This window comes from Desulfogranum aggregans, from assembly GCF_055398265.1.
On record NZ_AP042447.1, the window covers coordinates 1941710 to 1961275 of the forward strand.

A 19566-nucleotide genomic window follows, 5' to 3' on the forward strand; every position below is an offset into this window, starting at 1 on the left:
CAATGGCTTGCGCCACTGAAAACCCCAAAAAAAAACAACACACCATGTGCTATGAAACCACAGGACCCGCAAACGAAACAGTATGTGAATACCTCGGTCGAAAAGAAAGTTACTCAAGAATACCACCGGTATTTACAGGAAAATGAGCTAGAGGATACCGTTGCGGCAGCAGAATCTTTTGTCCACAGGGTAACAAACGATGGGACAAATAATTACTATGGAAGAGCTGGCGCACAACTATTTGATATTATATGCAAAAAAGGATGACCAAAGGAATTCGAGGAAAACGATAACCATGCGGCGGCTGGCCCGTTGCACCACCCTACCTGGAGGAATACCTCATGGCTGTTCCAGATTTTCTCTTTTCCTTTATCATTGCGTTCTGTATCAGCGCTCTTTTTGCCTGGCTATTGTCGCGGAAAGGCCCAAGAAAAGGATTTGTCTGGTTTTTTCTGCTCATTCTCTTTGCCATCCTCACCGCTGGCATGGTGATTACCACGCTGCAGTCACCGTCCACCGGCAGCAGCTGGATACTGCTCCTGCTTGCCGGCATGCTGATGGCGCTCTTATTGTTCTATCTTGCTCCCAGAGTGCCTCCGGTCAACCGCGATACCCAGTTGAACAGGGAGGAAACCATGGCGTTGCTCGATTCCGTTGAACAGGGAAAACAGGCTGCTGCCCTGGCCTATATCTCGTTAAAGGTGTTTTGCTGGATAGAGGCTCTTCTGCTGCTGATCCTTATCCTCAGTGTTGTACTCTAGCAATAGTGCTCTACCTTGGGAAGATGGCGATGCATGTTCATTGTCGGCCAACAGAGTGACCGATAGGTCCCTTGCTCCTTTTGCCGAACGGGAGGAGTTGCTCAGCCAATGACGGCATCGGAAGGTCTATTTTAAGCACCATCAAGGAGGGGCCGAATGTGAGCACCGCATTTGTGGTACTGGCAGCACTCTGTTGGGGTCTCTCCGGAGGGATCGGCGGTATGCTGATGGATGAGGGGTGGGATCCTTTTGTGGTGTCGTTTTATCGGGGAGCGATCGGACTGGTCTTTGTTGCTCTGTGGTTAACGCTGAGACCGCAGAGCAATGGATTGGCAAGTCGGCGACTATGGTTCTGGTCGACGGTTGCCGGTCTGGGTGTCACCGGCAATTTCACTTTCTATTTTCTGAGCATCGCCAAGGGCAGTGTGGCTGTGGCGTCAACACTGATGTACTGTGCCCCAGTGTTTGTCTATCTCGTGTCCTTCACACTCAAGCTTGAACGCCCCTCTCCACGCAAATGGAGTGCGATCAGCATAGTAATGGTTGGCATCGTTCTGCTAACGCGTATCTACGAGGCTGGCGAAGACAGCATCACGATTTTCGCCATTGTCGCGGGTCTGCTTTCCGGGCTGTCCTATGCAATGTTTATCTTTGGGTTTAAGTACGCAGCGCCGCATGGCAGTCCACAGGCTATTCTCGTTATAGCGTTCACAGTACTCGTCGCTCTCCTCACCTGGCCGGTAGATGCCGATCAGGCCGTTGCCGTTCTGAGCACGTCTAGTTGGCCACTATTTGGCGCATTGGGAACGCTTGGTGCAGGACTATCGTTTATTGTGTACATCGTCGGCCTCAGGCATACCGCTCCGGTAGTGGTCTCGATTGTGGCAATGGTTGAGCCGGTGACAGCTTCCCTCTTCAGTATGGTGGTGTTACATGAAACCCTGATCGGCCCGCAACTACTCGGGATGGGGATGATATTAGCCACAGTGACTGTGCTGAGTTTCTATTCAAGCGATCAAGATGCAGATGCAATCTCTGATTGAACCGCATGCCAAAAAATGATGAACCATACATATTTCGATCGACAGGCCAGGGAAGTGCTGGAACAGTTAGCAGTGGATTTCGATACCGGTCTCCCATCGGAGGAAGCAGAGCAGAGGAGACAGGGGTACGGACCGAACCGGCTTGAAGCTGAATCCCGCCGCAGTAAAGTGCACATACTGATTGACCAGTTTAAAAGTATTGTCATTATTATCTTGCTTGTTGCCGCCCTGTTGGCCCTGATCACGGGTCGGTATCCTGAGGCGATTGCCCTGGTGGCGGTGACGCTAATTAATACCGCCCTTGGATTTTTCACGGAGTGGAAGGCGATCCGTTCCATGGAGGCCCTGCGTCAACTGGGCGAGCATCGCACCCGTGTTCTTCGCGATGGCGAGCTTCAAGAAATAGGCGCCGAAGCACTGGTTCCCGGCGATATTATCCAATTGAGTGACGGTGAACTTGTTCCTGCTGATATTCGCATTGTCGAAACCCAGGGAGTGAGGGTAAACGAGGCGGCGCTTACCGGTGAGTCAGCCTCGGTAAACAAAGGCATCGAGCCGGTCGATTCCTCAAGCAGCCTGCATGAAAGAGCCTCCATGCTCTACAAGGGAACCAGCATCGCCGAGGGCACCATGCGGGGAGTAGTCACTGCCACAGGGATGGAAACCGAACTTGGCCATATTGCACGACTCACCGCTGCTGCTGAAGAGGCAGCAACACCACTGCAGCAGCGACTGGACGGGCTCGGCCGCAGACTCGCCTGGATAACCCTTGCTGTCGCTTTCCTGGTTGGCGCGGCAGGCCTTGTTGCCGGCAGGGAGACGGTACTGATGATCGAAACAGCCATTGCCCTTGGTGTTGCTGCTATTCCTGAGGGATTGCCAATCGTTGCGACCATTGCCCTGGCTCGGGGAATGTGGTTGATGGCACGGCAAAATGCCCTGGTTAACCGGCTCACTGCCGTGGAAACCCTGGGTGCTACCACGGTAATCTTTACTGACAAAACCGGAACCCTTACCGAAAACAGGATGCAACTGGTCCAGGCGGTGACCACAGCGCAATCGTATGCCCTCAACAGCAATGAAAAGCACCTCGACCAGCACCCACAAAAGGAGTTGGCTGCTGATCTGCGAAGGATTCTGCAGATCGGCGCACTTTGCACCAACGCCAAAGCAGCCGAGAACGGTGAGGACAGGTATACCGGCGATCCTACCGAGGTGGCGCTGCTTGAAGCAGCGGAAAGATATGGTCTCAACCGCAAGGACCTGCTCGACAAGATGCCCGAAGAGCAGGAGGTATCCTTTGACTCCAATACCATGAAAATGGCCACCACTCATCATCAGAAAAGCGGCGAATATCCATATTACGTTGCTGTCAAGGGTGCACCGATGGCGGTCATCAAGCACTGTGAATACATCTGGGACATTGACCAATTTTCCGAGATGAATGAGCAACAGCGCACGGAATGGCAGGAACAGGCTGACAAGATGGCTGCCGGTGGCCTTCGCTTGCTCGCCCTGGCTGACAAAGAAATGGAATATGCTGACGGGGAGGTCTACAACAAACTACGGTTCGCGGGGCTGGTGGGCCTGGAAGATCCGCCCCGTGAGGAGGTCGCTGCGGCAATCGAGCAGTGCCGCCATGCGGGCATTCAGGTATTGATGGCCACCGGTGACCGTCCCGATACAGGAGCCTCCATCGGCAGGCAGGTGGGATTGGCGGATGATATGACGGCAATGCATGGCGATAGCCTGCAGGCGCCGGAGAGGATGTCAGCCGAGGAGCGGGCAAAGGTGCGCGATACAACGGTGTTTGCCCGCGTAACCCCCGAGCAAAAACTGGACCTGGTCAAACTTTACCAGGAGGAAGGCCAGATCGTCGCCATGACCGGCGATGGAGTCAACGACACTCCTGCCCTCAAACAGGCTGATATCGGGGTGGCCATGGGAAAACGCGGCACCGATGCAGCCAAACAGGTCGCCGACATGGTACTGCGCGATGATCAATTCTCCACCATCGTCGAGGCGGTGCGGGAGGGACGCATCATTTATGCCAATATTCGCAAGTCGGTCATTTTCATGCTCTGCACCAACATAGCCGAAGTGCTGGCAGTGACCGTCGCTTCCCTGCTCCAGATCCCCATCCCGCTCAAGCCGCTGCAAATCCTCTACCTTAACGTGCTCACCGATGTGTTTCCGGCTCTCGCTCTTGGTGTGGGTACAGGCGGGGATGACGTCATGCAGCGGCAGCCGCGGGCTCCGGAAGAGGCGGTGCTGACCGGGCATCACTGGAAACGCATCGGCCTCTGGAGCGGGATTATCTGTGTCGATGTGCTGCTCGCCCTTGCAGTGGCCCTTTTTGGTTTTGGCTATGGTGAAAAACAAGCCGTGACGATCTCGTTTCTCACCCTTGCCTTTGCCAAGCTCTGGTTTGTTATTAATCTGCGAGACAAAAATACCCCGGCCTGGAAAAATGATGTGGTCGCTAATCCTTGGATATGGGCAGCTTGGGGGATATGTCTCGTGCTGCTGCTTGCGGCTGTCTATTTTTCGCCTCTGGCCGCTGTCATGCAGACAGCCTCACCAAAGACAGCCGGGTGGTTGCTGGTCCTGGGCCTCAGCCTTATACCGGTAGTGCTGGGCATGGTTCTGCCAGGGATACATTTTTACTCAAGCAAAAGCAGCAAGGAATGAAAAGAGAGGGGGATCAACCACCTCATGAATGCAATACGTGCTGAAAAAGCAAGGAGCATTGACTCTCCGCATACATTCTAAGCGATAAAACCAGACAAGGTTAAACAATCCTTGGTTATAAACCTCCAAGCGTCATCGCTCCCGGTATTAGCATATCTTTTTTTGGGGTGTTTCGGAGAATCAGCAATAACTCTGGAGTATCATTCCAACGTTTTCTCCTTTACGGGCATAGAGTGGAGTCGTTCGATCAGGATGCCCCTTTTATAAGGTGAACAAGGAGAACACGATGAATTTCGAATTTTATAATCCCACCCGTCTTATTTTTGGTGCAATTCCCTCGTCACTCTCTCAGTTACAACAGGGTCCCTTTGACGAGTTGCTCAGCCTAATGGCGCGGCGTTCTTGAGCTCCCGGGGCAAGGGTTGACCTGAAGCCGTTATCTGTCAGGCCAATTTACTGGAATCGTTGGGCATCTGCATTTTTACCGTTTGGGTGGGATAGGCAAATTCAATCCCCGCTTCAGAGAATCGATGGAACAGGTCGAGGTTGATAGCCTGTTGAATATCCATATATAATGTATAATCAGGATGTTGGATCCAATATACAACCTCAAAAAGCAGGGCATAGTCACCAAAAGCCTTGAAGTGGGCCCTATCAAAACGAACCTTGGGATTTTTTTCCACTACCTGGCGAATTATCTCAGGAATCTGTGCAACCTTTTCGTAAGGGGTCTGATAGATCACCCCTAGAGAAAAGACGACTCGCCGCTCATACATACGTTTATAGTTACGAATCCGGCTCTTCAGCAGATCGGCATTGGAAAAGATTAACTGTTCACCGGAAAGGCTTCGAATACGGGTGGTCTTCAGGCCGACATGCTCTACCGTGCCCATACAATCGTCGATAATAATAAAATCGCCCATGACAAATGGTTTATCCAGGACGATGGAAAAAGAGGCAAATAAATCGCCTAGTATATTCTGTAGCGCCAGGGCCACGGCGATACCGCTGATCCCGAGTCCGGCAATGAGGGTAGTGATGTTAATACCAAGATTATCGAGGCTCAATAAAACGAGTAAAAGCCAGATCAACATCCGCAGTACAAAGCCAACGGAGATGAGCGTAGTAACTGCCCCGGCATTGCTTTCCAATTTTTCCTTGCGGTAATTGTCAACCCAAAAACTGACGGCATGGGTACACAGCACCGCCGTCTGCACAAGGATGATAATCACAATGCCATGTTCGAGGAATCTCTCCACAGCTTCTGGCAGAGAGATTCTTGTTGTCCCGAGAGAGACTGCTAGTGCGAAGAAAAAGAGTGGGTGCAACCGATTAATCAGCTCAACCACCAGATCGTCCCACGTAGTTTCGGTTTTGGCTGTAAAGGCAACGAGTTTCTTATGGAGAATCTTCTTTACAATCAGGAACACAACAAAGAAGGCCACCATGGTTCCAATTCCAACCAACCAATCGTGGACGAGCTTATTGTGTATCACTTGATCCGGGATCATATAGTCCATTGATTAAATGTTTTTCTTTGCGCCTCAGCATAACAGCTTTGGTGGAGTAGCCCAGGCTTGACCTGATAAGCACCCGGTCAAGCAATACAGGTATTTGTCAAATCAAAACTACCGGGCAAATCCACTGGTATGACGGCACTACGATCAATCACATCCCCCCCTTGCAGATGGTGGGGACGTCTCCGTGTACCAAATCACACCTCAGCGGTCATACACCATCAAGGCCTATTTATTTACTCAATAGAGGAGCGCATAACGCTTGTACCTACACTATTTTCACTTGCGCGCGTACTGTGCTCTTTGCGGCTTCCTCTGGCAGAGAACAATTGGGAGAGATGCAGAGAAAAGGGAGTAAGCTACAGTTTGCTCACGAACTCACGTCCGTATGCTCTGCATCTGTTTTTGCTCTCCTCATCAGGAGACCAGGTCAGACGCAGCCCTTCGTCAACCACCGCAAATCCGGAATCAACCAACCTTTCGCTGATTATTTTCACGGCTTCACCGCTCCAGCCATAGCTGCCAAATGCGGCGGCTTTCTTGTTGCTGAATTTCAACCCTTTTATTTCTTCGATGAGCCCGGCAACGGCAACAAGAATGCCGTTATTGACCGTAGGCGATCCCATCAGTATCGCTTTGGACTTGAACACCTCTGTAATCGCATCGTTTTTATCTGTTTTGGCCAGGTTGTACAGCTTGACCGTGACTGCAGGGTCGGCTTCCCTGATTCCGGCTGCAACCTGCTCAGCCATGATCCGAGTACTGTCCCACATGGTATCGTAGAGCAGAGTAATCTGGTCTTCCTGGTAACTATCTGCCCATTGCAGGTACTTTTCCACAATCTGGGCCGGATTGTCGCGCCAGATGATGCCATGGCTGGTGCAGATCATATCAAGCGGTAGATTGAAGTCGAGCACCTCCTTTATTTTTCGAGTGACCATTGGGCTGAACGGAGTAAGGATGTTTGCGTAATACTTAACGCATTCATTCATCAATTCCCCTTGATCGACCAGGTCGTTGAACATCTTTTCTGAGGCATAATGCTGGCCGAATCCATCATTACTGAAAAGGATCGCATCACCGGTCAGGTAGGCAAACATGGAGTCTGGCCAGTGCAGCATGGGGGCCTCTATAAAAATGAGCTCTTTTGAACCCAGAGAGAGCTTGTCCCCGGTCTTGACAACATGAAAATTCCAGTCCTGATGATAGAGCCCCTTCAGGGATTTTACTCCGTTCCCGGTGCAGTAAATGGGAACATCGGGCAGGTGGCGCATAAGTTCGGGCAAGGCCCCGCTGTGATCGTTTTCAGCATGGCATGCAACGATATAGTCAATCTTCGCAAGATCGATTTGCTGCTTGAGGTTTTCCACATATTCCTTGGCAAACGGGGTCCAAACAGTATCGATCAGTACAGTTTTTTCCTCTTGTATGAGGTAGGAGTTGTATGAAGACCCCTTGTGGGTTGAATACTCATCGCCATGAAATTTTCTTAACTCCCAATCTATCTTGCCAACCCAATGGACGTTGTTTTTTACTTGAAACCCCATGTTGGTTCCTCTTTAATGATTTTCAATGATTCGTGGCTGCAGCGAGAGTTCTCTCCTGCAGAAAGGTCGAGGGTAACAGGCCCTTGTCGCCTCTCTTCTTAAGAATTTATAGCTTTCTCATGTCCTCCGAAGGGCAAGAGGCAAAAGCCTCTTGCCCTCTTCTCCTTTCCTCTCGGATTGTCATGCCTGTTAAATCGGTGGGGCAATGGTCACCAGAATCCGCATCTTTGAGGAGGCACGAACCCCGTGGGGTTCCCGAATCTTCGAGATGAGGAGATCGCCTGCCTTCGCCGGGATTTCTGACTCCTTGTCACCAAGAAAATACCCTTCTCCTTCCAGGACCAGGATGGATAACTCCCCATCGAGATCATGGGAGTGAACAGGAAAGGTCACCCCCTCATCAAGGTTAAAATTAATAATCTTGAAGTTTGGGGAATCCTCCACAAGGAAGAAACGTTTCATCTGGCCTGGGCTGAATTCGTTTGTTTGATCAAGTTGCATGACTTTCATAATTGCTCCTTTATCTTCTGTTATGAGGGAGCCTCCCTCGTTAGTTTCACTGTCACCCTTTGTATAGCGAATACCGTGCCAATATTTTTTTCACCACATTTCAATGGATTGACCCAACCGTTGTGTTTTTGTATACAAAATACACGTTGTGAAAACGATAACATCGTTGTAGAAAGTACACCATGAAGCGACTCGACACCCTTTCAGCCATCGCCAATGACCTGACAGCAGTTATCAATGCAGAGGACCGGTACAGCCGATTGCTGGACGCCCTGCGAATTGCCATTCCCTACGATGCCGCCACTCTGCTGCGGGTTGAAGGGAGCAACCTGGTGCCACTTGCAGCCAAGGGCCTTACCCCGGATGCCATGGGACGGGTCTATAATCGCAGGGAAAACCCCCGGCTTGATATCATATGCAATGCAGCAGATCCGGTTTTTTTCGCTCATGACAGCAGCATGCCAGACCCCTTTGACGGGATGATCCAGCGTGCATCCTCCGCCGCTCACCATATCCATGCCTGCCTCGGTTGCCCGTTGTATGTACAGGAAGAACTCGTTGGTGTACTTGCCTTTGACGCCGTCGATCCGGCAGCGTTTGACAATTTGCCTGCCAAGTATGTGAAAGTGGTGGCCGCCATTGCCGGAGCTCATTTGCAGACAGTCGACCTCTTCAGTGCACTGGAAAGGGAAGCAAAGAAACAGGGGCAGATTACTTCCGACCTCATGCAGGACATCAAGCAGTATAGAGGGCATGAGATCCTTGGAGAGAGCAAAAAAATTCAGCAGCTGCGCAGAGAAATCGAGCTTGTGGCAAAATCAGACTTCACCATTCTGGTACTGGGAGAGACCGGAGTGGGTAAAGAACTCGTGGCACGAGGCATACACAATTATTCAGCACGAAGCAGCAAACCACTGCTTTACCTCAACTGTGCCGCACTTCCTGACGCACTGGCTGAAAGCGAGCTGTTCGGACACGTGAAAGGATCGTTCACAGGTGCGGTAAACAGCAGAACCGGCAAGTTTGAACTTGCGGATGGCGGCACGCTTTTCCTCGATGAAATCGGTGAACTATCCCTGGAGATCCAGGCTAAAATTTTGCGGGCTATCCAGGAGGGAGAAATCCAGAAGGTCGGTTCGGAAAAACTGGTGACGGTCGACGTAAGGCTGCTTGCCGCCACCAACAGGAATCTGGAGGCCGAGGTAGAAGCAGGAAGATTCAGAGCCGACCTGTATCACCGATTAAACGTCTATCCGCTCACGGTGCCGCCACTTCGAGAAAGAAAAGACGATATCCCGATCCTCGCCGGTTTTTTTGCAGAAAAGACCAAAAGCAAACTCGGCCTTCGCCAGGCAAGGCTGAGCGAAGAAGCGTTGACCTTACTGCAGCGGTACAGCTGGCCGGGAAATGTACGTGAGCTGGAAAATGTTATCTCCAGGTCACTTTTAAAGGCATCAGGTCCCCTCGCCTCTGGTGAAGCCGTCATTCTTCACCCAGACCACCTGACGGCGGATCTGGGCGTTGCAGCATACACCAGCAGTCCTGATGATACAGCCCAGCTTCCAGCGGTTTCGCCGACCATGTCGCTGCGTGAGGAGGTGAAAACGTTTCAGGTCAAACTGATCAATCGCGCCCTTGAGCGGAATAACCGAAACTGGGCTGCAGCCGCCCGTGAGCTTGGCATGAACAGGAGCAACCTGCACAACCTGGCAACCCGGCTTGGTATCAGAAAAAAAGGCGAGAACGCCTGAAGGGGCCTTCCCGCTCCATCATTATTCCCATTCCAACAGACGACGCTGGCCAGTAAGCGATCGAACATGCGTGGCATCCTGGCCCACTTCAAGGCACCCGAGGTACGTTCCGGCTTCGTTCCTGAGGGCTATATACTGAATGTGAATGAAGGTACCTCCCAGCTCCAGCCAGAACTCAGCCTTGTCTCGTTCTCCGCTTTTCAACTTTTCCAGAATCTCTGTCACCATGTGGACAGATTTGGGCGGATGACAGTTCTTGACATCCCGTCCAATAACAGCGGGACTGCGGGGAAAAATACGGTGACGAGAATCGGAGTAATAGGCGACTTTGCCATCCGGATCGACAAGGCTCATATCAACAGGGAGATTGCAGAGCATGGTGTTGATAACTTCCTGGCTCAGTTTTCCTGTATCCAGGTCCACAAGGCCGGTGAGCGCATGTCCGTTTTCGTTCTGCAGCGGTACCGGCTCCCATTCCGTACCCGGGGTCACCCCAAAGCAATAGCCGATTTCATTGTCACCATGCCGGATTATGGCCCAGTCCTGAGCAGTGAAGGTCTCTATTGCCATGGGAAACAAAATTCGCTCCTCTTTGTATATCATGTCGTTAATTGCCTCTGCCAGTGCAACAAGCGATTTGATGGCCGCCTCCCGGTCCTGCTCCTTGAGCAGTTCGGTACTCTTGCGCAACTGCTCCCGGATATCATCGTGGACCTCCCACATCACTTGTGCAGGGGCCTCTATCCCATGCTTTTCCAGCAGCGGAAACAGCTGGTTTTCTTTTCGAGTGTAGTGCATTTTGACCTCAGTAAGTTCTGTGACCAGGGTGCGCAGATGGTTGACGGTAAATGACCAGAGGGTATCGCTCGGATCTTGTCCCAGCCGCTGCAACTCCTGATTGAGCACTTCAGTCAGATCAGAAATTTTCTCATTTTCCTCCATGTAGGTATGAACCGGATGGCCAGCCGGCATGACAGGAGGATCCTGGGCATCAAGAGATGTCTGGAAAAGTTCGACATGCAGATTACAGAGTTTTTTAATTTCTGTTTCCTCCAGGCCTTCGTTGACCAGGGTCTGCTCCAGCCTCGCAATTTCTTTTGGGCTGATATCCCCAACAGTCTGCGCAAATTTATCCTGCAGCACCTTGAGGTCGGTACCGTCGTGGAGTTCCCGAATTATCGCCTTCAGGCCGTCCAGACGTTTTTCATCGGAAAGGGCCGGTCGTGAAGCGCTGTTTTTCCCCGCATCGGGCGGCACAATTGCCACCTGCTCACCGGTTGCCGCCATGATTCTTCCGGCGATAAAAAGCAGGAGGTCAAGCGGCTCTTCTTTTCCCATGTGGGCAGCCTTCTCTATGGTGGCAACCCGACCGATGGTGTTGCGCAGTACTGGATTGTGCAGTTTCTCGAAAACAGGGTTTCGTTCTGCAAGGGCTTCAATCAGAAAGGGATAATCCTTTATCAGGCGTAAAATGGTCGTGTCCTGTGTCAGCTGCATATTCGTATCTCCGTAAGCTATGGATGATCAATAGTATTCTCCTGTACCACCGCTTATGAAAGCATACTGCGTGCCAAAAAAAATACCTTTAAATATCAAAATATTATATTCAAAGTTGTTGTTTCAGCAACGCTGCTTCGTTTTCAAAAAAACAACAATGTTGTGGATATGCAAACATTCACCGGGCTCTCAACCAGCCTGGTGTACCCCCTCCCTGGTGGAATACTGCAAAACAGTGCTGGTTAACAGTCCTTGGTTTTGTTGCCTTCCATATCTTTTGCGCAACCATAGACCTCTTTCACCCTTGGGGCCTTGCGGTTGTACACCGAATCACCCCTACCACGAGCATCCCTAACCGTTTCCTCATATTTTCGGTATATAGTCTCCCTATCTCCCTCGGGAATGGTCTACAACCAACTGTTTTTCCATGTGCCAAATTTGACAGATCACACCTTGATGCTATGATAAAAGGAAGTCTTTCTTCTTTCATGCATGCACAACCTTTTGTCAACACCTCATGATTTTCTCCGTGTACACAGCTCACAGAACATGCATTCCCAGCCTCACCTCTTTTACCTGCAACGCTGCAACGACCACCATCCTGCTGCTTGTTCTGTTGTTCACACCTCCCGCTGTTGGTGGCGCGGTTCAAAACATCACCGCAACAGAAAAGGCCTGGCTTGCAACCCATACAACCGTCCGCGTGCAACTTGCCGAAGACTGGGCACCTTATAATTATATCGAACAGGGGGAACCCAAGGGGTACGTCAATGAATATGTCCTGCTGCTTGCTGAAACGTTGGGCATAACTATCGACTTTGTGGGCGGTCATAGCTGGAAAGAGTACCTGGCCATGCTGGATGATGGACAAATCGACTGCATCAGCAATATGACCATCACCCCAGAAAGACGGAAACGGTATCTTTTTTCAAAAGAGCCTGTAGTTGAGGTCATTAATGGTCTCCTCACGCTCAAGCACCACTCCAGCCAGGCAAACCTTGAAAAACTGCAGGGTAAAAGGTTGGCCGTTGCAAAAGGATATGCACACGAGGAGTTGCTCAGCCGCTATTATCCGGATATTGACCTGCTCACTACGGAAAACCTGCTTGACTCCATTCTTCAGGTCGTTGCAGGCAACGCTGATGCTGCCATAGGTGCTCACGAAGTTTTTAACTATTACATACGGCAAAACCACTTTAACGAGGTGATAAGCGCTCCCATCAACGACAATCGCTTTTTCCCCGTTGCCCCCCACCACCTGGCTGTCCATCCTGATAATAAACCTTTGCTGAGCCTGTTGGACAAGGCAGCTTCTTCTGTAGACGCAGCAGAACTCACCCGGCTGAGGGAGAGGTGGTATTCGACAAAAAAGGAAAAGATTTACCTGCAATTCAGTCCTTCCGAACAGGCGTATTTGGCCGAGAAAAAACAACTGAAACTATGTGCTGATCCGGACTGGATGCCCATGGAAAGCATTCGCGAAGGCCGCCACATCGGCATGGCTGCCGACTATATGCAACTCCTGGAAAACAGGCTGGGAGTTGACATACGGTTGGTTCCGACCACAAGCTGGCAGCAAACCCTGGATTTTGCTGAGAGCAGGGCCTGCGATATTATTTCTCTTGCCATGTCAACCCCGAAAAGAAGGCTCTTTCTCAACTTCAGCGCTCCCCTGTTCACTGCACCGTTAGTCGTCGCCACCAAAGCATCATCACCATTTATTGCCGACTTCGGCGCCCTCAAGGGAGAGCGTGTAGGTGTCAAGAAAGACTATGCCTTTGGTCACGTCCTCAAAGAAAAATACCCAGAGATAGATATTGTCAGCGTCGATACGGTGGAACATGGCCTTGGCATGGTTCAGGACGGCAGGATCCATGGCTTCATTGGCTCCCTGCCAAAGCTGGTGTATACCATTCAGAAAAAATTTCCCGCTGGGTTGAAAATTGCCGGAAACATAGGGGAAGACCTTGAACTCCGCATGGGATTGCGGAACGACGAGCCGCTCCTGCTCACGGCTATGGATAAAGCAATTGCGTCATTATCCCCGGAAGAGCATCAGGAGATTCTCAATCGATGGATATCTGTGAAATATGAGGAGGGGGTTGACTACCGACTCATTACTCGCATCCTGGTTGGTGGAGCAATACTCTTTGCCCTGCTCCTGTACCGCCAGGTAACCCTCAGGGGCTTCAACAAAGAACTTCAACAAAGAAACAGAGAAATTGTCAAACAAGCCGAACTGCTTCAAAAAACCCAACAAAAACTGTTGTTAACGCAGCATGCTGTCGACTCGAGCTCTTTTCCTATTTTCTGGATTCACTATGACCTTGATTCCGGCAAAGGGCACATCGTCCATGCGAATACCGCGGCTTCAACAAGCCTTGGCTACACCGTAGATGAGCTCCTCCATGTTGAGCCCGCACGCATTGCCGGGTGCCTGGCGACGATGGAAAATAAACAACCTCCTGCTGCCGGCCACAATAACCTCAGCTCGCCGCCAGCAACTGCATTTCACCGAAAAGATGGCTCTTCCTTTCCGGCTGAGCTGCACGACAGCACCTTTGTGTATGAAGAAAAACAGTACCGCTTTATTTTCTTTTACGATATCACCATGCAGCAAGAGATGGAGGCCAAGCTGCACCGCTCCATGAAAATGGAAGCTGTTGGACTTATGGCCGGTGGAGTCGCGCATGACCTGAACAATATCCTCTCTGGCGTCATCTCCTACCCTGAGCTCCTTTTACTGGAGCTTGAGAAAAACAGCCCTCTGCGCCCACAGATTGAAGCGATTAAACGATCTGGCGAACAGGCGGCGGCGATTGTCGACGACCTGCTCACCATGGCCCGCGGCATAGCAGCGGTGCGCCAGACCGCAAATTTCAACGACATACTGCAAGAGTATCTCGACTCTCCCGAGTTCAGGCAATTACAGAAGCGTTTTCCTCGCGTTCGCTACTCGCTCCACCTGGCCACCGAGCTGGAGAATATTTATTGCTCAGTATTGCATATGAAAAAATCTGTGATGAATCTGATAACCAATGCCTATGAGGCCTCCCCCAGCGAAGGGACGGTGGTCTTGTCAACCTTCAATCGTCACCTAGAGCGCCCATTGGCGAGCAAGAACTATCTCCCTGCCGGGACCTATGCGGTTTTTCAGGTACAGGATACCGGACCCGGCATTCCGGATTCGGTCATCAGCCATATTTTTGAGCCTTTTTACTCGAAAAAAGAGATGGGCAAAAGCGGCACTGGTTTAGGACTGGCCATTGTGTGGAACAGTGCACAGGACCATGGCGGCAGTGTGCTTGTTGAAAACAACAGTACAGGAGTAAAGTTTGAGCTCTACCTCCCGACCACGAGTAAGGAAATAGACAATAAGGGTGAATTCAAGGTGGACCAGAAGCTCTTGGGCGATGGCGAAAAAATCCTCGTCATTGACGACGAGCCTCAGCTGCTGGATATAACCTGTCGCATGCTGGAACGATTGGGCTATGCGGCCCACCCCGTTCCCTCAGGGGAGGAAGGCATCAAGCGCCTCAAGAAGGACGATTTTGACGTGGTTGTGCTTGACATGAAAATGCCAGGAATGAACGGCAAAGATACCTATGCCGCCATGTGCACAATGAACCCCGGCCAAAAAGCTATTGTCATGAGTGGCTTCTCTGAAGATGCAAACGTGAGAGCCACTCTCTCCATGGGTGCCAACGCCTTTATACGCAAACCTTTTTCCCTGTACACCCTAGCTCAATCGGTACACAACGCCCTTAAGGAAAGTTCTTGATTACGGACAACACCAGACAAATCCTCTATTGCTCGGCTTGGTGAATCATGTTGTGCTTAACGGGCTGTATGCACCCTTTTTCTTTCCTCTTCCACAATAGAATTACCTTGAGCAGAACGGCACCTGCCGCAAGGCCGACCACCCAGTGTCCCAACAGACGACCTTACTTCCGTTCATTGCATAAAATACCGGTGCTGGAACTGATCATTGCATCAAAGATACACAGTACGCGGCACCCTTACGTTACGATCGTTGCGTAAAGTCCTCTCATCCTGCACTCCTGCTCCAGGCAACGCATAGAGGATTTTCTGATGCTCTGTACCAAGCCCTCCGCGCCCTGCTTTATTCTTACCAGGCATGAGAATTGCTTTTTATTTTCAAGATCTTTTGATTATTGTCTATCACATGAGCAAGCACCATATTCATTCATCCTGGAGAAGCTCTTATGGCGCAGAATAAACAGGCTATCTCACATGTTGGCCGTTATGAACAACTCATGAAAACGGTTTCAACCAATGATACCGTCTGTATTCCCATCGTTGCAGACCCGGATGCGGTTGCCAGCGCTCTTGCTCTTAAAAGGCTGTTCTGGAGAAAGGTGAAGAAAACGATCATCTGTCGAGTTAACGCCATAAAACGATCAGATAATCTTGCCCTGATCAGAGATTTGAAAATAACGCTCCCGTATATAAAAAGAGCAAAGACCAGTGATGTGACCAAGTGGGCGCTTGTGGATTCCCAGCCACACCACCATAAACTGCTCGGTAATATTGACTTCAGCATCATCATCGACCACCACCCGCCCAACCCCGAACTTGATGCCCCTTTTATCGATATACGGCAAGAATATGGTGCTGTGGCCTCAATCATGACCGAGTACCTGAAAGCTGCCGGCATTCCTCCCTCGGAAAAACTGGCCACTGCTCTTTTTTATGGTATCAAATCAGATACGGATAATTTTGCCCGGTCGTCTGTAAATGCTGATATCAAGGCGTTTCGCTTTCTTTACCCCCATGCAAATCTCAACCTCATCAAAAAAATTGAATCTTCGGAGATCAACAAAAAAAATATCACCGACTTTCGCAAGGCTTTCGAGGTCCTCAAGATTGTCGGCGATACGGCCTACATCCATATGGAGACAGTGGATGATTCGGATGTCCTGGTGATCCTCGCTGATTTTTTTCTCAAGATGGCTGAAATTTCCTGGTGCATGGTATCCGGTGTTTATGGGAAAAAACTCATTATCATCATCAGAAATGCCGGGTTTCGCCTTGATGCGGGAAAGGTTGCACAGCGTTTGTTTGGCAAGCTGGGATCCGCAGGGGGACATACGAGTGCTGCACGTGCCGAAATACCCCTTTCCGATATTGCCGCTGAGGCAGGGGGAGTTGAAAAAATTGAAGGCTACATTATAGCCCAGATAAAAAAGCGGTGAGCACCCTCTTTTGTTGCAAACTATATTCCTCGAGAATGAACCATGTCCGATCAAGAAACGAAGCAGAAAGTGCCTGAACAGCTTCACGCGGCCTGATCCCTCGCTGTCCAGGCTGGTTTGGAGAAACTGCCGACATGGCAGTTTCCAGTTCGAGCAGTTACCCGTTGTTTATTGAGGTCTCCTATGCGTGTCCTGCAATATGCTGTTCGCCTGCCCATGCTGTTGAGATACTTCGGCCAGTTGTGTATTGCTCTTGCTGCGCTGACCATTATCCCTTTTTCTGTTTCCCTCTACTTCGGCGAGTTTGCGGTTAGCCTTCGATACGGCATGGTGGCCCTGTTGGTAGCCGTGCTGGGCATCCTTCTCTCCCGACAGAAAACCGTTGAAACCATGCAGAGTAACGAAGCAATGGTGATTACGGTGCTCATCTTTCTCTTTTCCCCACTGGTCATGACCTGGCCGACCATGGCAGCGGGATTACGTTTTGGCGATGCCCTGTTTGAAACAGTCTCCGCCGTCACCACTACCGGGCTCAGCACCCTCCCCACCCTCACTGATGCCTCCCCATCCTTTCTTTTTTCCAGGGCGTGGATGCAGTGGATCGGCGGTCTGGGAATCGTGGTCCTCTGTATGGCTACTCTCATCCAACCGGGATTGAGCGCCAAACGGCTCGATCTTGCTGAAAGCTTTGAGGAAGATATCATCGGCAGCACCCGCAGCATTGCTCAACGCACATTCTTCATCTATTGCCTCTTGACCCTCATCGGAATTTTCGCCATGGTGCTGGCCGGTGCCGACACCTTCAATGCCATACTCTACGTGTTGGCTGCTGTCTCAACCGGTGGTTTTTCGCCTCACGATACCAGTATAGAGGCGCTCACCCCACCCGCTGCCCAAATCATTGTCCTCGCACTCTCAATGGCCGGCGGGGTTTCCCTGCTGCTCTACTCGAGAATCCACGAAAAGGGCTGGCGCTTCGTCTGCACCGACCAGCAACTCAAGGCGTTTCTTACCGCCAGCATACTGGTTATCCTCCTGCTTGCCTGTTTTCTGCGACTGCAGGACGGACTGCTCTGGAGTGAGGCATTTCGTCATGGCACCATCAACGGTCTTTCAGCAATCTCCACTGCAGGCTTTTCCTCTACCGATATTGCACAAATGGGCAATGGCGCACAGCTCCTCCTCATCCTGGCCATGGCCACAGGCGGGTGCGCCGGCTCCACTGCCGGCGGAATAAAAATGATCCGCCTTCTCGTTTTGTTTCGCATGCTCTACCTGGTGATCCAAAGGGCAGGCGCACCTCCACGAGCAGTTCTGGAGGCTCGGTTGAACAACAAAAAACTCGGCTCAGCAGAGATCATCAACGCGGTGAGCCTTTTTATTCTTTTCACCAGCACCACCGCAATTTCGTGGTTGCTGTTTCTCGCCTTAGACCATGCGCCGCTCGCCAGCCTGTTTGAAATCGTCTCAGCTCTCGGCACAGTCGGTCTTTCAGCAGGGATTACCACAGAAGCACTCCACCCTGTATTGAAAACCATCCTCTGTCTTGATATGCTGTTGGGACGCCTGGAAATAATAGCGTGGCTGATCTTTTTCCATCCAAAAACATGGATCGGGCTGCGCAAGGAGGAGTAAAGATGCGAATAGTTTTCTCAGGCATTAACTCGACCGTCATAAAGGCAGCAAAACAATTGATCGCTCAGGGCCACGAGGTGATCCTCATAGAAATAAACAAAGAAAAAATTGAGGAAATCTCTGACGAGCTGGACTGTAGTTTTCTTCGCGGTGATGCAGGCAAGCCGGCAGTTCTCCGCCAGGCGTCACCCAAAGACTGCGACTTCCTGTTTTGCCTCACCGACAATGATCAGGCGAACATCATTACCTCTCTTTTGGGTCGTTCCATGGGCTTCCACGCTATTATCACCTGTATCCAGGATGAGGACCTGCTGCCCCTTTGTGAAGAGTTGGGCATCGAAGACATCATTATTCCTGACCGAACCATGAGCCAGTATATCGACAACATGGTACGCGGCCTCCACACTGTAGAAATATCAACTCTTTTACGGGGAGATGCCAGGTTTTTCTCGTTCATTGCCGATGAGGATGACGCGGTCCAGGTCAGTGAAATGGAGCTGCCCGATCGCTCCAAAGTGATGTACTACTACAGAGATGGAGCCTTCTTTTTTGCCGACCAGGAGACCCAGCTACGCCCGGGAGACGAGGTGGTCATCCTGACAAGCAGCGAGCACCTGGTCGATTTGAGTAAGCGCTGGCATGCCGAAAAAAAAGAGGAAGGAGCGTAAAGCCCAGGCCAAAATCCTCCGCATGCCCCTTGCGTCAATTTCAACCCAACCTGTGGATATGGGAACTGATTGGGATCTTATATCAAATTTTGCTATCGCCATGCTGGCCATTGTCAACCCCATGGAAAAAATTCCGCTATGGGTGGCCGCTTCTTCCGGAGAGCATCGCTCCTTTCGCTGGCTACTGGCAGGGCTGGTCATCGTAACCTGCGCCTCTATCCTGCTCTTTTTCCTCTTTTTTGGCCAATTCCTGCTGCTGAAGCTGAAAATTGACCTGGCCAGTTTCAAGATCGGCGGCGGGCTTATTTTACTGCAATTTGGCTTTAGTGTCCTTAAAGGCACGGCTGTAGAATTCGACGAGGTGGAGCGCAGCGAATCAACCACCACCCTTTCCAGAGTCCTTCAACGCTACCAGCAGATCTTTATTCCCATAGGAGTGCCGGTCATTGCCGGGCCGGGAGCTATAACGACCGTCATTATTTACGGTCACGAAAGCGGTTCCCTGCTGACGACCATTTTTCTGAGCGTGACCCTGGTCGCTGTCCTGCTCATCCTCCTGATGGCCCTTCTCAGCGGTTCCATCATCCAGAGGGTCACCGGCACCCTGCCGCTTGACCTTGCTTCTCGGGTTTTTGGCATGATCCTCATCGCCATCGCCGTCCAGTTCATGGTCGAGGGCCTGGTGATCACCTTTCCCGGATGGGCCGCTGTGCCTTAGCCGAAATTGCTT

Annotated in this window: 13 protein-coding genes; 9 read left to right on the plus strand and 4 right to left on the minus strand. The window is 51.0% G+C overall.

Annotated features, from left to right (window positions below):
* The first annotated feature begins 341 nt into the window (after positions 1–341).
* The 3 genes from ACZ52Z_RS08830 to ACZ52Z_RS08840 all read left to right on the plus strand — a co-directional run bounded on the left by ACZ52Z_RS08830 (position 342) and on the right by ACZ52Z_RS08840 (position 4495).
* Positions 342–761, plus strand: a complete 420-nt coding sequence (locus ACZ52Z_RS08830; protein WP_464270368.1) for an LPXTG cell wall anchor domain-containing protein — start codon at positions 342–344, stop codon at positions 759–761.
* A 158-nt stretch (positions 762–919) separates the two neighbouring features.
* Positions 920–1804, plus strand: coding sequence for a DMT family transporter (locus tag ACZ52Z_RS08835; RefSeq protein WP_464270369.1), 885 nt, complete (start codon positions 920–922; stop codon positions 1802–1804).
* A gap of 15 nt (positions 1805–1819) precedes the next feature.
* Complete coding sequence (locus ACZ52Z_RS08840; protein WP_464270370.1) at positions 1820–4495, plus strand: cation-translocating P-type ATPase; 2676 nt, start codon at positions 1820–1822, stop codon at positions 4493–4495.
* 443 nt (positions 4496–4938) lie between these two features.
* Here the strand turns inward: ACZ52Z_RS08840 and ACZ52Z_RS08845 are convergent, their stop codons facing one another.
* The 3 genes from ACZ52Z_RS08845 to ACZ52Z_RS08855 all read right to left on the minus strand — a co-directional run bounded on the left by ACZ52Z_RS08845 (position 4939) and on the right by ACZ52Z_RS08855 (position 8069).
* Complete coding sequence (locus ACZ52Z_RS08845) at positions 4939–6015, minus strand: mechanosensitive ion channel family protein (RefSeq protein ID WP_464270371.1); 1077 nt, start codon at positions 6013–6015, stop codon at positions 4939–4941.
* A 356-nt stretch (positions 6016–6371) separates the two neighbouring features.
* Positions 6372–7559 carry an anaerobic nitric oxide reductase flavorubredoxin gene (locus tag ACZ52Z_RS08850; protein WP_464270372.1) on the minus strand — a complete coding sequence of 396 codons (1188 nt, stop codon included), beginning with the start codon at positions 7557–7559 and terminating at the stop codon, positions 6372–6374.
* A 189-nt stretch (positions 7560–7748) separates the two neighbouring features.
* The gene (locus ACZ52Z_RS08855) at positions 7749–8069 is read right to left on the minus strand and encodes a cupin domain-containing protein (protein WP_464270373.1); all 321 of its coding nucleotides are present in this window, start codon (positions 8067–8069) and stop codon (positions 7749–7751) included.
* 182 nt (positions 8070–8251) lie between these two features.
* On the opposite strand from ACZ52Z_RS08855, the gene norR reads away from it, so the two are divergent.
* Positions 8252–9820, plus strand: coding sequence for a nitric oxide reductase transcriptional regulator NorR (gene norR, locus ACZ52Z_RS08860; RefSeq protein ID WP_464270374.1), 1569 nt, complete (start codon positions 8252–8254; stop codon positions 9818–9820).
* 21 nt (positions 9821–9841) lie between these two features.
* Here norR and ACZ52Z_RS08865 read toward each other — a convergent pair whose 3' ends face one another.
* A complete protein-coding gene (locus ACZ52Z_RS08865) occupies positions 9842–11317 on the minus strand; it encodes a DUF438 domain-containing protein (RefSeq protein ID WP_464270375.1) in 1476 nt (491 codons plus the stop codon).
* Positions 11318–11846: 529 nt separating this feature from the next.
* Between ACZ52Z_RS08865 and ACZ52Z_RS08870 the strand changes: the two genes are divergently transcribed.
* The 5 genes from ACZ52Z_RS08870 (at position 11847) to ACZ52Z_RS08890 (ending at position 19554) form a co-directional block, all read left to right on the plus strand.
* Positions 11847–15098, plus strand: coding sequence for a transporter substrate-binding domain-containing protein (locus ACZ52Z_RS08870; protein WP_464270376.1), 3252 nt, complete (start codon positions 11847–11849; stop codon positions 15096–15098).
* Between the two features lie 445 nt (positions 15099–15543).
* A complete protein-coding gene (locus ACZ52Z_RS08875; protein WP_464270377.1) occupies positions 15544–16533 on the plus strand; it encodes a DHH family phosphoesterase in 990 nt (329 codons plus the stop codon).
* A gap of 183 nt (positions 16534–16716) precedes the next feature.
* On the plus strand, positions 16717–18168 hold the full coding sequence (locus ACZ52Z_RS08880; protein ID WP_464270378.1) for a TrkH family potassium uptake protein: 1452 nt from the start codon (positions 16717–16719) through the stop codon (positions 18166–18168).
* A gap of 2 nt (positions 18169–18170) precedes the next feature.
* Complete coding sequence (locus tag ACZ52Z_RS08885) at positions 18171–18836, plus strand: potassium channel family protein (RefSeq protein ID WP_464270379.1); 666 nt, start codon at positions 18171–18173, stop codon at positions 18834–18836.
* Positions 18808–19554, plus strand: coding sequence for a MarC family protein (locus tag ACZ52Z_RS08890; RefSeq protein WP_464270380.1), 747 nt, complete (start codon positions 18808–18810; stop codon positions 19552–19554). The genes ACZ52Z_RS08885 and ACZ52Z_RS08890 overlap by 29 nt, the downstream gene beginning before the upstream one ends.
* Positions 19555–19566 lie beyond the last annotated feature (12 nt).

Excerpts from the sequence above, each read along its gene's own strand:
- ACZ52Z_RS08850 (WP_464270372.1), bottom strand. The coding sequence starts at position 7,559 with ATGGGGTTTCAAGTAAAAAACAACGTCCATTGGGTTGGCAAGATAGAT.
- ACZ52Z_RS08865 (WP_464270375.1), bottom strand. The coding sequence starts at position 11,317 with ATGCAGCTGACACAGGACACGACCATTTTACGCCTGATAAAGGATTAT.
- ACZ52Z_RS08845 (WP_464270371.1), bottom strand. The coding sequence starts at position 6,015 with ATGGACTATATGATCCCGGATCAAGTGATACACAATAAGCTCGTCCAC.
- ACZ52Z_RS08890 (WP_464270380.1), top strand. The coding sequence starts at position 18,808 with ATGCCGAAAAAAAAGAGGAAGGAGCGTAAAGCCCAGGCCAAAATCCTC.
- ACZ52Z_RS08885 (WP_464270379.1), top strand. The coding sequence starts at position 18,171 with ATGCGAATAGTTTTCTCAGGCATTAACTCGACCGTCATAAAGGCAGCA.
- ACZ52Z_RS08875 (WP_464270377.1), top strand. The coding sequence starts at position 15,544 with ATGGCGCAGAATAAACAGGCTATCTCACATGTTGGCCGTTATGAACAA.
- ACZ52Z_RS08830 (WP_464270368.1), top strand. The coding sequence starts at position 342 with ATGGCTGTTCCAGATTTTCTCTTTTCCTTTATCATTGCGTTCTGTATC.
- norR (WP_464270374.1), top strand. The coding sequence starts at position 8,252 with ATGAAGCGACTCGACACCCTTTCAGCCATCGCCAATGACCTGACAGCA.
- ACZ52Z_RS08855 (WP_464270373.1), bottom strand. The coding sequence starts at position 8,069 with ATGAAAGTCATGCAACTTGATCAAACAAACGAATTCAGCCCAGGCCAG.
- ACZ52Z_RS08880 (WP_464270378.1), top strand. The coding sequence starts at position 16,717 with ATGCGTGTCCTGCAATATGCTGTTCGCCTGCCCATGCTGTTGAGATAC.
- ACZ52Z_RS08840 (WP_464270370.1), top strand. The coding sequence starts at position 1,820 with ATGATGAACCATACATATTTCGATCGACAGGCCAGGGAAGTGCTGGAA.